The 15,850-nt window shown below is 27.8% G+C and carries 10 protein-coding genes; all 10 read right to left on the minus strand.

All coding sequences use genetic code 4. From position 1 onward, the window contains the following. Positions 1-1,565: OppA family ABC transporter substrate-binding lipoprotein (locus tag ACW95P_RS04655; protein ID WP_457962098.1), on the minus strand; the 1,565-nt coding region annotated here is incomplete at its 3' end. A gap of 32 nt (positions 1,566-1,597) precedes the next feature. Then, a complete protein-coding gene (locus ACW95P_RS04660; protein WP_457962099.1) occupies positions 1,598-2,962 on the minus strand; it encodes a M17 family metallopeptidase in 1,365 nt (454 codons plus the stop codon). A gap of 18 nt (positions 2,963-2,980) precedes the next feature. Further along, a complete protein-coding gene (locus ACW95P_RS04665) occupies positions 2,981-5,323 on the minus strand; it encodes an ATP-binding cassette domain-containing protein (RefSeq protein ID WP_457962100.1) in 2,343 nt (780 codons plus the stop codon). Then, positions 5,307-6,428 carry an ABC transporter ATP-binding protein gene (locus tag ACW95P_RS04670; RefSeq protein WP_457962101.1) on the minus strand — a complete coding sequence of 374 codons (1,122 nt, stop codon included), beginning with the start codon at positions 6,426-6,428 and terminating at the stop codon, positions 5,307-5,309. Before ACW95P_RS04670 ends, ACW95P_RS04665 begins: the two co-directional genes overlap by 17 nt. Positions 6,429-6,430: 2 nt before the next feature. Beyond that, complete coding sequence (locus tag ACW95P_RS04675) at positions 6,431-7,660, minus strand: ABC transporter permease subunit (protein WP_457962102.1); 1,230 nt, start codon at positions 7,658-7,660, stop codon at positions 6,431-6,433. Continuing rightward, entirely contained in the window at positions 7,650-8,774 is a 1,125-nt protein-coding gene (locus tag ACW95P_RS04680; RefSeq protein WP_457962103.1) for an ABC transporter permease, read from the minus strand. The genes ACW95P_RS04675 and ACW95P_RS04680 overlap by 11 nt, the downstream gene beginning before the upstream one ends. Before the next feature lie 424 nt (positions 8,775-9,198). Further along, positions 9,199-10,695 carry an APC family permease gene (locus ACW95P_RS04685; RefSeq protein WP_457962104.1) on the minus strand — a complete coding sequence of 499 codons (1,497 nt, stop codon included), beginning with the start codon at positions 10,693-10,695 and terminating at the stop codon, positions 9,199-9,201. 202 nt (positions 10,696-10,897) lie between these two features. Then, entirely contained in the window at positions 10,898-12,340 is a 1,443-nt protein-coding gene (gene proS, locus ACW95P_RS04690) for a proline--tRNA ligase (RefSeq protein WP_457962105.1), read from the minus strand. 138 nt (positions 12,341-12,478) lie between these two features. Further along, positions 12,479-13,189 carry a hypothetical protein gene (locus ACW95P_RS04695; RefSeq protein WP_457962106.1) on the minus strand — a complete coding sequence of 237 codons (711 nt, stop codon included), beginning with the start codon at positions 13,187-13,189 and terminating at the stop codon, positions 12,479-12,481. Between the two features lie 95 nt (positions 13,190-13,284). Continuing rightward, entirely contained in the window at positions 13,285-15,648 is a 2,364-nt protein-coding gene (locus ACW95P_RS04700; protein ID WP_457962107.1) for a hypothetical protein, read from the minus strand. Between the last annotated feature and the right edge of the window lie 202 nt (positions 15,649-15,850).

The following is a 15,850-nucleotide window of genomic DNA, read 5'->3' on the forward strand; positions in this document are numbered from 1 at the left end:
TTATTATTATTATTATTATTATTATTATTATTATTATTATTATTATTATTATTATTTGTTTTAAACATTTCCTCTATCGTTTTTCCATACAAAGCCTTAGAAAATAAATCATTCATAAAAAAGTTTTCTAATTGAACTTTTTCTTTATCAGAATCTGAAGCATCAGAAACATTTTTTCATGCTTTAACAGCTTCAGGATCATCTGATATATTGACAGGAGGAGAAGGGTTTCAAATCGTAGTTACACTTGGAAAATCGCCTGCATTATAAGGTATATTATAATTTACTCCGTAAGTTTTTGCATTTCTATCAATTTTTTTCAATTCATCATTATTTAAACTCTTTAATGAATAAAAAGACAAAATATCAGAACTTTTATAATAATTTCAAAGATTTTCTACAAAAAGCTTACTGTCTCCTAGCTTAAATTCTTTAGACAAGGTTTCGAAATTAAACAAATTTTTAACTCATTGTTGATCATAATAATGCTCATTTTTTTTAAAAAAATGAATATTTTGATTTAGTATATTTAAATAATAAGGACCTGCAAATAATGTGTTTTCAAGATTATTTGCATATCAATAAAACCCATATTTATAAGCATCTGAGTTTTTATTTAAATTACTATCAAAAATGCTATTTTTTTCCTCTGCTTTATCCTTTGTATATTGGGTTGGATATGCGAAAAAACTATTATTTTTAAAAAATAAGTTAATTATACCTTGCTTAAAATCTTTTTTATCATAGTCATCTTTAGTTGTAGTTGAATATATTGTAATAGCATCTTCATCACCAACTTTTTGAATTACATCATTTTTATTTTTAAATTTAGAAGTGTCAATGCTAAAAAGTTTTTCAGAAGAAAAAGTTAAATCTGCTTGAGGATTTCTTCTAAATTTATTGATGTCTAATAAATTTTTATAGTGATTATTTGCATTCTTATCAGCCTCTTCCGTTCTTCCGCTAGAACTTAGATAATTGGAATTAGAAACAAATTTAATTGCAAGAGGTGCATAAAAATCCTCAGTTGTTACTTCGAAACCTGTTTTTTCACCATTATGATCAACTCAATCAATTCCTTTTTTAACTGTTACTTGAAATTTTTTTGTTTTTTTAAGATCTTCTAAAAATTGAAGGTTATTAATAGATTTAGGATCGCTTGAATATAATCACTTAAAACCATTAATATTAGAAGGTGTGTCATTAGATTCGTAATTTCAATTATCATAAGTTTTTGTAGTATCATCTAAAAGAGTTAATTTAACTTCTTTTGCAGCATTCATTTTTAAAAAAAACTCTGTAGGTTGTATTGTTTCACCCTTTTCATTCATTCATGTAGAATTTACAGTCCCTACACTAAATAGAGTTAATGAAGTATCGTAACTTCAATGAGAATTTATTAATGCTGCATCAAAATCATGTATTTTTCAAACTGCATTATACATATTTTTAAAGTTTCTAGTAATAGCTATAGTTTCTTGTTCTTGCCCACAAGCAACAACAAAAGCAACCGTGCTTAATGAAGCAACTGGCATTGAATATTTTAATAAATTTTTAAATTTCATTTTATTCCTTTCTTATCTTTCTTAATATTTTTTTAAACTAAGCTAGCTAGTTTAGCTAATGTTTTTACTAAAACACCAGTTGGTTTTTGCGCTGCATCAGCAGTTCCAGCAACATCAAGGTGAACAAATTTTGCATCTTTAGCAAATTCTTTTAAAAACATTGCCGCGGAGTTAGATCCACCTTTACCACTTAAATCAGTATTTTTTAAATCAGCAATTTCTGATTTTCTAATATTTTGCGCAAAATCTTCATGAAGTGGCATTCTTCATACTAATTCATCTTCACTTTCAGCAGCCTCTAATAATAGTTTTCAATCTTGATCATCAGTTGCTCATGCCCCGGTAAATGTTTCTCCTAAAGCTACTAAAATTGCTCCAGTTAAAGTTGCTACAGTTACAACTCTAGTTGCTTTTAAATTTTCTAATGCATATGTCATTCCATCAGCTAAAATCAACCTTCCTTCAGCATCGGTGTTATTAATTTCGACTGATTTACCGCTTTTGGAAACTCATACTGTATCAGGCAATGAAGCATCACCATTTACACGGTTATCTGTTAAAGGTAACACTGCAGCAAAATTTGCTTTTGGTTTTAATTGCGCTACAGCTTTTAATGTTGCAGCCGCAATCGCCGAACCTGACATGTCATATTTCATATTCAGCATATGACCACCAGTTTTTAAATTGTAACCACCTGAGTCAAAGGTAATTCCTTTACCAACAATAACAGTTTTTTCTTTTGATTCTGGGTTTCCATTATATTCAACAACAACTAATCTTGGCTGATACATTGAACCACGGTTTACTGATAAAAACAGCCCCATTTTCTCAGCTTCAATTTGCGCTTTATCTAAAACAGTAACTTTTAGTTCTGGATATTTTTTTAATTCTTCAACATAACGATCAGCTAATCATTCTGAATTACAAATATTAGGTGGAGTTTTTTGTAGATTACGCGCAAAATTAACTGCATCTAATAAAACGCTTGTTCTTTCTTTTAACATTTTAAAGCATGGTAATGATTCATTAGATTTAAAAACAACTAAATCATGTATTTCAGGTTTCGGACTAGTTTTTGCAGAGAATAATTCAGCATTATTATACATATATCTTTCTTGCAATACTTTTACTAAATATTCAGCTGGTACTTTGTCAGTTACAAAAGTGACTAAATCCACATCATATCCTCTTGCAGCTTTTGATAAAATTTCAGCAACTTCACGTGCTGCAGTTTTATCAAATTTATCTTTTTCACCTAAAAATAAATAAGCTTCTTTTTTATCAGCATTTTCTGTAAAATGGAATTTTTTTTCTAAAACGCTAGCAGGCGCTGAATCACCTTTAAATACAGCTTTTAATAAAAAATTATCTGTTCTATCTTTTGATATTTTAAACACTTTTTCTCCTAATTTATTTTAATTTTTTCTTCATTCTTTATATTGTTCTTCCGTACCAAAAATGTAATGATCTTTATCAATTTCGAAATATTCTACTTTAGCAGGAAATGCTTGCTTTTGTAAATATGATAAATCAACTGCAATATTCTCAAAAGGAATATCGGCATTTGACATTTTAGGAATAGAATCAAATAAACTAATCGTATATGGATGTTTAGGATTTTGATAAATTTTATTTGTCGAACCTCGCTCAACAATATTACCAAGGTGCATAATTAAGATATTATCAGTGATGTATTCAACCATTGATAAATCATGAGCAATAAACAGCATTCCAATATTTCTTTTTTCACAAAGTTCTTTTAATAAATTAACAATTTGTGCTTGAATCGAAATATCTAATGAAGCAATGGGTTCATCAGCAATAATCAATTTTGGATTGGTGATCAAGGCTCTAGCAATAACAATTCTTTGACGTTGACCCCCGGAAAACTCATGCGGATAACGATAAGCAAATTGTTTTAATAAACCTACATCTTCTAAAGCTTTATAGACTTTTTGCTTTAATAAAATTTCTTTAATGATTTTTTTAGCAAAAAATCTATTTTTAGTTCATTCATTGTTATTTATTCCTAGTAAAAATTTTAAATTGTAAATTTCTTTATTAATTAATTTAACTTCATTATTAAATGCAGCAAGGTTATCTAGCATTTTTTTATACTGCATTTCATAATAATTTATTGTTTCATTAATTTCTTTTTTATTTAAATTTTGTGAATTTAATTTTTCAAGCAATTTCTTTTTAAATTCTAAGTGCTTTTGTTTTCCTATTTCATCAATTCTTTTTTGTAATTCTAAAACTTCTTTTTGATAGCGTTTTTCTTCATTTAATATATTACTTTTTATGATTTTTTCTTTTTCTTTAAAATTATCGTAATATTTTTCTAATTCTATTTCATGTATTTTTTGAGCTTCTTCGACATTTTTTTGTAATTGATTCAGTTTTTTTTCATCAAATTTGACAATGTATTTTTTAGTTTTTAATGTATTTTTTAGTTTTTTTAACTTTCTTTTTTCAAAATCAAATTCGTTAATAGCAGTGTTTTTATTATTTGCTGCTTTTTGCAAGAAATCAGAGATATCTAATTTATATTCAGTATAAACTTTTTCTTTTAGTGTTTTTAAGAATTTTTTATTTGAATAATTAAATTTAAAATTTTCTAAAAAATTAATATTGTAATTTTTAATAAAATTAAAAAGTTCATTAATATCATTATTTTCTAATCAAATTAAATTAGTGTTTTCAGGCAAAATATAAAATCTATTTAGACTATAAGAAGGAATAATTTTTTTCATTGATAAAAATTTTATTAGACTTAATGTTTTATAATGTTTGAAAACATTTGGATTTGATATTAAATTGGAATAATTTTTATTGTGTTTGTATTCTAAATAAAATTGATATGCGAATGCTTGTAATAAATTTTTTGAATTATTTTTTTTATCTTTAATTTCGCTTTTTAAATTTTTTAAAACTTTTTTTTGTTCTTTAATCTTATTTAACAAATCGTATTTTTCTTTTGAAATTTTTGATATTTTTTTAAATTCCAATAATTTTTCTTTAGCCTCTAATAAAATTCTCTCATCAAAATCTAAATTTCTTAACCTGTATTTATTTTGAGCTTCATAAAAAACATTAAATAAATTTTCAATTTGTTTATAAAGAAAAGGTATTAATGAAGATTGTGAATTATATTTTTTTTCAAAATAACTAAAATAAGATTGAAATATGTCTTCATGTTTTTTAAAGTTACTAAAATTTATTTTTTTGAAACGTTCTTCTCATTCACCTAAAAACTTTAAAGCAACATCATTTTTATATTTTAGTATATTGTATTCAGTTTTATAAAATTCTTCTAAAAATGTATACTTAAAATTTTTTTGAATCGCGAATAAATCAAGGTATACATTTTTAATTTCATCTTTTAAAATTTTATTTGCTACTAAAGGCTCTTTCAATGAATAAAAAACATTTTTCTGAGGATTTAAAGAAGCATGAGGATCTTGAAAAATCATTTGAACATTTTTTCTTAAAAAACGTTCATGTTTTTTACTTAATTTTTTACCTGAAATAACTTTTCCATCAACAGTTACAAAACCACCATATTCTTCATACAATCTAATTAGCGTTCTACCTACTGTTGTTTTTCCTGAACCTGATTCTCCAATCAAACCTAAAATTTCACCCTCATGAATTTTAAAGTTGATATCATTAACTGCAGTAGTTGTTGTTTTTTTACTATAAAATATTTTTTTTAAATTTTGAACATCTAAAAGAACTTTTTTATTTTTCTTTTTCATCAAAAACCTTTCTAAATAATTTTAAACGACTAACTAAATCAGAAGATAAATTTACTTTAGGTGCTTCAGGATGTAATAACCAAGTTGCAGCACTATGTGTTTCACTAATTTTGATTAATGGTGGTTCTTTTTCAAAATCAATAGCAAGTGCATAATCATTACGAGGTGCAAATGGGTCTCCAGATTGTAAATTCGCTAAATCTGGCGGAGTCCCTTTTATTGTATAAAGTTTTTCATCTTTGTTTTCAGGTATTGCACTAATAAGCGCTCATGTATATGGATGATGTGGTTTTGTAAAAATATCTTTTTTAGTTCCTTTTTCAACAACTTTACCAGCATACATTACATATATATAATCACAAAATTTAGCTACAACAGAAATATTATGAGAAATAAATATAATTGATAAATTGTATTTTTCTTTAATTTCGGTAAGTAATGATAAAACTGAAGCTTGGACAGTTGGATCAAGTGCGGTTGTTGGTTCATCTGCAATAATTAAATCAGGCCTCATAGCAACAACCATCGCAATTACAACCCTTTGTTTCATACCGCCACTAAATGTAGCTGGGTAATCATAAAATTTTTCACTAGCCTGACGAATTCCAAATGATTCAAGAATATTAATTAAATACTCTTCTTTTTCTTTTTTTGTTTTGAAACGAGGATCTTTTTCTAAAACATCTAAAAGTTGCTTTCCGATAGTTCTTGTAGGATTTAAAGCCGTTAGTGGGTCTTGAGGTATATAGCCTACTTTTTTACCCCTAACTTTTTGTCATTGGCGATCTTTTTTAAATTGCGTAACATCAATTCCTGAAATTATCATTTTATCAGCACTTACTTTACCACCTAAATTAACACCTAAAAAAGATTTTGCTGTAACCGTTTTACCAGAACCTGATTCTCCAACTAGACCTATAATTTGTGATCTTTTAATTTTTATATCTAATCCTCTAACTATATTAATTTCTTTTTTTCGGTTTGTTTTAAAAGAAATTTTTAAATTTTTTACATCTAAAATAAAATCTTTTTCTTTATTTTTGTTAGAAATCTCTATTGAATTATCTTCCTTCTTTTTTTTAAATTTAATAAATTTTTCTAGCATTGTTACTTAGCTCCTTTTTTAATTACAGGGTCTAAGGCATCGTGCATTGCTGTACTAATCATTTTTAAACTTGTTACTAGTAATAAAAGTAAAATAATTGGTGAATAAAATGCAAGTGCATTAGTGTTTTTTAAATCTCTTAGTGAATAAATTGATAAACCTAAATTTGCATCACTTCCAATAAAATCACTAATAAAACCTAAAAATGTAAGAGACATATACATATATGCTCCACTCATCAAAGCCATAATGTATCCTGTAATTAATTTACCTGCAATAATTGGAAAGGCTTCTAAATAAATAACTTTTCATTTTGAAGTACCTAAAGATTTTGAAGCATTAATAAAATCTCTATCTTTTACAGTTGCAACTCACATCCTCACAGTTTCAACAGGTCCTAAAAATCCAATGAAAAGAAGAACTCCCGCTATAGAGATAGAACTAGTACCAAAAATACCTATTAAAATAATTACTTGTAATAAAGCAGGGATAGCTGATAAAACTTCAATAACACGCATTAAAAATAAATCTATTTTCTTATTTATATTGAATGCTAAGTAAGAACCTAAAACAATACCATTTATATATTTGATTGTGTTTATAACGAATGATAGTAAAAGAACATTTCCTGCTCCAGCAAAAATTCTAGTTCAGATATCTCTACCATACATGTCTGTACCTAAAATTGAATAGATTGATTTGTCTTGTTTTAAATAAATTTGAATGAATTTGTATGGACTATAACTAACAAAATATTCTGTTCTTGGTATTGGAACAAAATTCGAATCATATAAATTTTTTCCAACATAATTAGAAGCATCTGTAACTGAATAAATTATTTTAAAATCATCACCATACTTTAATTTACCAGCTTTTTCAGCGTCTATTAAAACTTGTAAATAATTACCTTTATAAGTTTCTTCTTTAAAATCTCAAAAAGTAGGAGGTAATTTTTCAATAGCATCATTACTTATTTTAGCTATTGGATCCACAGAACTAAATGGCGAAGTTAATGGAACAATAATAATCATTAATAATATTATTAAAAAAAGTATTAATCCAATTACTCCTCAAATATTAAAGAAAAATTTTTTTAAAATATCTTTCAATCTCGTTGAAGGAGAACCAACAATTTCTGAAATAAAAACAAAATCTTTGTTAGCAAGTTTAATTAATGCGATGTCATTACTAGACAATCCATATTTTTCGTTAAAATCTTTTTTACTTATCATGGATCAATAATTCAACTTCCTTTCTTAATTTTATTTTTGTTTTTAATTTCTTAATTCACATTAATTGACCTGAACCAGATATTCTGATACTTTTAACATTAGGATCAATTATTGTTCATGATATTTCCGTTAGTATCGAACCTAACATACCTAAGCTTACATAAAATAATGTTTGAAACATTAAAATATTAACTTCACCTTTTTGAAGAGCTTCATTAATTTTTTCGGATACACCCGGTATCCCAAAATATCTTTCAAATACAATACTTCCTGATAGAAAAACAAGATAACCACCTATTATACTTCCACTAATAGGTACTAAAATATTTCTCAATACATGTTTTCAAAAAATTTGTGAAGTTGTTAAACCTTTTGCTTTAGCTATTAAAACATGATTTGAAGTTAAAACAGTAACAACTTGATTTCTAACAACAACTGTATAACCAGATAATCCAACTAAGGTGAAAACAAATATAGGAGTAATTAATGACAATATCATTAAATTATAACTAACAGTTGGGTCTACTAATGAATTTCTAAATTCAAAAGGTAGGCCTATGTCATAACCTCATTTTCTAAATAAAGGAATTAAAGCAATAACTGGTATTGAAGCCATTACTGAAGTGAAAACTAGTATAAAATTGTCAATAAATTTTCCTCGATTGTATGCTGCTAAAATTCCTAAACTGATTCCTAAAATTAATGAAAAAAAGAATACTGGTATTGTTACCATTGATGAAAACTTCAATCCTTCAAAAAATGATGATGGCAACTTAAAATTAATAGTAGGATTGTATACGTCACCAAAATCACCTTTAAAAATATTTCCGAATCAAATAAAAAATCTTTCTATTACAGGTTTATCAAAACCATATTTAATATAAAATTCTTTAGCAAGAAATTCAGATTTAGGTATTTTAGCACCAGTGACTGGGTCTATTATAAAATTTTCTCCAGGGCCGCCTTTGTCTCCGAAAGCATTATTTCCAGAATCGGCGATCATACTATCTAAAGGATTTTTTCCAAATGTAGCTTGCAACACATAAACAATAAACAGAATCGCTAGCATTGCGATGATAGCTAGAAATATCCGTTTAGCAATAAAAATTAACATTGTTTAATAATTCCTCCTAATGTAAGATTGTGATCAAAAAAAATAAAAAACTTATTAAGTGTTGCATTTTGCTATTACTTAATAAGTCTTTAAATTAATTGAGGTTATGTAATTGTAAAGGTTTGATTAACATAATAATTTTGCCTAAGAGCAAGTTTTTATGTCATACCCAAATTTTAAATATAAGGACATTTTAATTAATAGCAAAAAAGCTTCATGCTTTACCAAAAATAAATTGCTTATTGGCAGGGGCATAAATATTATTGATGTAAATCTTCACAATCAGCATCATAATATTTTTTTGCATATATTAACTTAAAATCCTTTCTTGTAAAATAAAAAATATATAGTTATTTTATCATAAAAAACAAAAATTGCAAATTTTTATTTTAGTTAGATAATAATTTGCAATTTTTAAAAGTTTTTAAGATTCAACTTTTTTAGTTTGGTAAATTAAAAATTTTGTTTTTATAAGTTCATAAGTTGGTGGAGTAATTGCTACTAAAATAACAAAAGCAAAAAAACTTAGCTTAATAATTGCCCCCTGTTGGTCAGCAGCATTAAAGCCAGCAATGTCAAAAATAGAAGCAATAATTTGAAAAACAAAAGCAGAAAAGATCATAACACTAGCAATTAGGGCACACGGAATGAAAAATTTGTATTTTTCGACTTTTACTTTTTGAGTTCAACGATTAACGATCCCTCCCACTGTTGTGGCAGCAATCATTAAAAATACAACTAGTGAGGTGTAATTAACTACAACATCAGTTAGAGAGTATAAATAAGTACCACTGCCATAAGTTTCATAACTCCAATCATCAATCGGATAAAACATACCAATAATTCCAAATACAATAAATGTTAAAGTAGTTGCTACTAATTGATATGTTCAAGCAACATAAAAGTTTTGCGTTTTTAAATCTAGTTGCGATGATTTAAAAACACGTTTTCTAAATCAAACTAATTCGTTGGCATCACCTTGTTCCATAAGAGAACTAATTTGGTAAGGTGAAGAAGTAGCATAACCATTTAAAATGCCTAAAATTCCAATTCCAATTAAAGCATTAAAAATTTTTTGTCAAATGTGAGAATGATGATAATTTAAACCATCATGCGTTCCGCTGTCTGAGCCATAATTAAAAGCAATTGATAAAAATAAATAAATTCCAGTAATAATAGCAATGGCAATTACTAAAGCTGAACCAAAGTTTTTCTTTGCTTTGGAAGTTAGATTTTCTTTTAGAGAACAAGCGGTATAAAATCCGTCATAAGCAAACAAAATTGCCGGAAATCCAGCGATAATAATAATTCATTTGCTTCACCCAACTAAACCGCTAGGTTTATTTTCAACAAAAAAAGCTGCTTTGTTTAAAAAAGTGTTGCCCTCACTTAATTGCGAAACAAAAAAGCCAATGATTGGTAAAGCAATTAATGGAAAAAACTTAGCAATAGTAAAAATTCATTGTTGTTTTTCACCAAATTTTAATGAAATTAGGGAACTAGCGGCAAATCATAAAAAAATAAAAAATGAAAGTAATAAAACAATTCAACCATTTTTAATTTCTAAACCAGCATCTTCAAAAGTTGATACAGCATAAATTGCACTTGAAAATAAGGTAAGGGGAATAAAAATTCATTTCATGTAATTAACTGATGATTTATGTCAGTAACTAGGTAAAAATAATTTTGTTCATTCCAAAATACCACCATCAGTTTTTTGGGCTGAAGCAATTTCAATTAAAGCCAAGCCCAAAACAATAATTCCAAAAGCAGCAGCAACTCAGGCTGTGATTACAAATGCCAAATCACCATGTGCCATTTTAATCAGTTCCCGATTTTTGAAAAAAATCCCTGCTCCAATCGTAGATCCGATAATAAAGACAATTACTGAAAGATAGGAAATTTGTTTTAGTTTTTGCATATCGATGCTCCTTGTTTGAATTTAGGTAATAAAAAGTAATAAAAAAGTTTTGGTAGTAAATACCAAAACTATACATTGTGCAAAACAGAATGCAAAGATGAATAATAATGTATGTCATTAAATTAATTCAAATGCAAAGAGCTTGCACTAATAACAAATTAAAAAGCTAATAGCTTAAATGTTAATTGATTATACTAAAAAATTAGTAAGCACGAGCAAAGACTACATAACGTTTAGATTTTTTATGTGTTAAATCACAAGTACGTTTTTTGCCTTTAATTTTTAATGAACCAATGTTATCTAACAAAATACAACGTGCTGTTGCGCCGGTTTCGTTTTGAATTTGCGCTTCTAAAACTGAATCACCTTCAAATGCCATTACAACAAATTTGTTTTCAGCAATTTTTTCTTTAAATTCAGCATAACTCTCAACACAAACTACATTGCTATTCATTCGTTCTAAAGCGCGTTCATAAAGGTTAGTTTGAATTTCTTTTAATAACTCCCCAATATGGTCACGTACTTCAGCAACTGGAACAACAATCTTTTCAAGCGTATCACGTCGCACGATTGTAACATTATTATTTTCTAAATCTTTAGGACCAACCTCTACACGTAAAGGTACACCTTGAATTTCGCTGTTAGCAGCTTTGAATCCAGGGCCTTTATCACTTCGGTCAACTCTAACAGTGTATAGTTTAGCTATTTTTTTCTCTAATTGGTTCACAACTTCCGCAACTTCAGGATGATTATTAGCAAATAATTCCAAAATATCAACTTGAATTGGAGCAATTTTAGGTGGTAAAATAATTCCCCTGTCATCACCATGATTCATGATGATAGCTCCAATTAGCCTTGTGGAAACACCTCAAGATGTTTGGTAAACATGTTCTTGAAGATTATCGCTATTAGTAAATTTAACATCAAAAGCAGTTGAAAACTTTTGAGCTAAATAATGCGAAGTTCCCATTTGTAATGCCTTACCATCCTTCATCATACCTTCGATAGTATAGGTAGTGCAAGCACCATTAAATTTTTCACGTGGTGTTTTTTTTCCAAGAATTACAGGAATTGCTAAAAAGTCTTTACAAAACTTAGCATACTGCTTAATCATATCACGTGAAAAACGTCTGGCTTCTAAAGCGTTAGCATGCGAAGTGTGACCTTCTTGTCATAGAAATTCGCTAGTACGTAAAAAAGGATTAGTAGTTTTCTCTCAACGAACAACTGATGTTCATTGATTTAAAATCATTGGCAAATCAGAATATGAATTAATTGCCTTTTTGAAATAATCACCAAACAATGTTTCTGATGTTGGACGAACATATAAGTTTTCAGGCAAAATCTTAGTTCCAACATGAGTTACAGTTGCTAACTCTGGGGAAAAACCATCAATGTGTTCCTTTTCTTTTTCAATCAATGATTGTGGGATTAATAAGGGTAAATAAACATCTTGAACCCCTTTTTTGGCAAAGATGCTTGACAAGTGCTTCCGAATGTTATCTCAAATTGCATAAGAGTTAGGTTTAAAGTATATGGTACCCTTTACAGCTCCATATTCAATTAAGCCTCCATTTTTAATGACATCAATATATCATTTCGAAAAGTCTTCTTTTCAGGGAGTGATCCTCTCTAATTTTTTCATGCTAGTTATTATAGCAAAAAACCATTTTTTTAAATAAATAAAATTGCCAATTAGTGAAAATAATAATTTTTTTTAAAAAAAACTGTTTATATTCTTAAAAATATAAAAATTCTAACAAAATTTTTAACTTTAAATTATTTAAACTCGTTTTGCTAGTGAATTAGCAGCTCCATGTAAAGCATTGTCAACAAAAATTTGTTTTAAAGCATTAATTAAAACTGTGTCATTAACACTTTGTTTTCAATCCACTTTTGTTTGAAAGCAATTTTGTTGATTAAATGGGATTTGACAAATTGCATCAGACCAACAAATTACAATATCCTTGTTGCGTTTATAGCCCAGTTGAATTACAAAGTTATATATTGCATCAGCTAAAATATTTTGTGCTTCAATTCCAGCGCGAATTGCTTGTGCAAAATAGAGTTGAAGTTGTTTTTGAGTTTTGTTTACTTGAATAACAAACACTTGTTGTTGCTCCCAAAAACTTTGAGGTGTTTGCAAAAGTAATTGTAGTGGGGGTAATTCTAAATATTGATATTCATGAAAACCATTTAATTTAATTTCATATTCATAACTAGGATGAATAATAACCTTATCAGGCTCAGCTAGTGTACCAATTGGAGTAATGCGATAAACTTTATATTTTAGAATCACTCCATTGTCATTATGCGGATCTTGAATTAATTCCAATGGCTCTCAACGAGTGTTGTGTTCAAAAGTTAAATTAAATAAACTTGCAATAACTTGTTTTTTTTCAGTTTGAGTTTGAGCTTTGTGAAATAATTCTAAAAAACGTTTTTTTGGTGTTGCTCAATAAGCTCCAGTAAGTTTGCTATTATCTGATGTCATCTTAATAATCTTTCTTTTTTAAATATTGTAATTGATTTTTAGAAAAAGAAAATAAAAAATACTACTAGTGTAGTATTTTGAAATTTTCGTTGTGATTAAGCGGTTGCGCTAGCAGTTGTAGCTGATTCTGTAGTTACTGCAGAAATATTCTTGCTAAAGATTGGTGTTTTTTTATTATCATCTTTTGCATAAATTTTCACTGTATATGTTGTTCCAGCTTTTAAACTAGTAACTTCTACACTTTGTTTAGTCGCTGCTGTAGTAGTATCGCTAGTTGGCGTAGTGGTGGTATCACTACTTGATGCTGTAGTTGTGAAATCTGCTTTCTGAGTTCCTGAAGCAATTTCTTCAGCAGTACCTGTAGTTGGCACCAATTCTATAGTTAGTTGTTTAGCAGTGCTAAATTGGTTTGCTTTTTCAATGCTAAATGTTATTTTTGTTTGTTCCTTAGTTGTTGTTAAAACTAATGGAACTAAAATATAACTTTTAACTGCGGTTGCTAGTGGTAATTCACGTTTTGAATCTCTTAGGTAATAGATGTTGAATGTATATTCCACTCCAACTTCTAATTCACTATCAGAAAATTTAACTGCATATTTTGAAGTTGTTGATGAAGCTGTTGTTTCAGAAGAGTTAATTTTTGTCAATTCTTTAACTTTTGTATCTTTATCTTTAGCAGTAGCAACAACTACTAATTGATCATAATTAACACTATCTGTTAAATTACTTACTTCAAAAGTTACTTCTTTATCAGTTTGGTTTGTTTGCGTTAATGTTGGTTTTTGTGCTAGTGTTTTAACTTCAAATGTTTGACCAGTAAATAATGCTGTATCTTTTTTGCTATCAAAAATTTTAACTGTATAAGTTTTATTAGCTGTTAAACCAGTTAACTTAACCACTTGCGACTCTTCAGTTGAAGGTTTGTATGTTTTGTCAATGTTGGTTGTGGTTGTAGCATTTTTTTCATTTAATCTAAATGTTAAATCTTGCCCTGCTAATTGTTGTAATCCATCAAGCGCTAACATAACTTCGGTATCACTTTCAAGTAATCCTGTTTGAGTTAAGTTATGTAATGTTGTAAATTCATAATTAGTTTTTAATAAAGGTGATTTTAATCCAGTATCGCTGTTGTGAAAAATTTGTGCGACATATTCGCGATTATATTTAACTTGTGTATTAGTTAAACTTACTTTTGCGTTTTCGTTATCAAGTGTTAATGCTGTTTTTGAATTGTTGTTAAACATCGCTTTACCAGTAACTGGTTTAGCTACTCAGTGAAAATTGTAATTAGCAACTGTTGAATCTCCTAATGCTGCTTTTGCATTAGCAAACAAAGCTTCAAGTAAAGCAGTAGTTGAAACTCTTGGTACTTTTGGTTCTAATGCTTGTTTAGTTGTAATAGTTTGTGCTGTACCAATTTGAGTTTGATCTGTTCCTTGCACTAAAAATAATTTAACTTCATATTGTGTATTAGCATTTAAGTTTTCTAATGAAAATTTTAATGGGTTATCTAATGTTAATTTAACTGATTTATAAGTTTTTTGCTCCACAGTTCCCGCGGCTGATCCGGCTGGTGCTTTAGCTGTATATTCAACTAAAAATGAAACTCCTGTTTCACCAGATTTAACATATTTAGTTACGCCTGACACTTCGAAACTTGCGCCATATGAACTAATTGAAGTTGAAGTTGTACTAAAAGATAAATCATCCTTTGTATCAACAATTAATGAAGTTTGCAACAATGGTGTTGTAATGTTTAATGGCTTAACTTGAACAATATATCTAGCGCCTTTTTCAATACCTTCTGTCAATGATGAATCAACTTGATAAAAACCATTTTTATCAGGTGTATGATCTTGTCCGGAAACTGGCACTTCTTTTGTATATTGTACATTAGGTTTAGCAACATTGTAATATGTAACTGTTAAAGTTGAACCAACAAATGTTTTATCAATTTGTGAAATCAAAAATTTAATCTCATTTTGTGTTGAACTTGTCATTGTAAAAACTGGGGTTGCATTAGTTGTAAATGAACCTGATGTTAATAATTCATTTAACTCAATTGTTGTTGTTTTAGTTGTTGAATAAACTTTATAATCATATGTTGTATTTGGTTCCAAAGCTCCTAAAGGTAGTTGGAAATCATTAGAATTAGTTGATAAAAGCAATGAAGTTGGTTTTGCATCAGCTGCAGCATTTTGTGGCTTATATTCAAAACGAATCGGAACATTAATTAATTCTGATGTTACTTCAAAATTCAACATTTCTTGTGTTGATGAACCAATTTTTCTTGTATTTGATGTTAAGGCATTAGTTCAAACCTTAACAGATGTGTTTGATAGTTTATCCTTGGCTGATTCTGCCCTCGTAGTTACAACAACAGCTGTAATTAAAATAGCAGAACCGACAATCCCACCTGTTACAGCTAAAGGTAATAACAATTTGTTTGTTTTACTCATATAAAACCACCTTGTATTAATAAAAATAAATATTAAAATTTAATATTTACTGTCTAAAATTAATCAAAAATTTCTTAATTAATTTAATTTAAGAATTTATTTTAAAATTATATCTTAAAACATGAAAAAAAGAGAATATTTTTTATTTGTGTGTATTTTCAAACAAAACTTCCTATTCATGTTTTCAAACAAAAGTTCATAT

It is taken from the genome of Mycoplasma pogonae, from assembly GCF_054170725.1.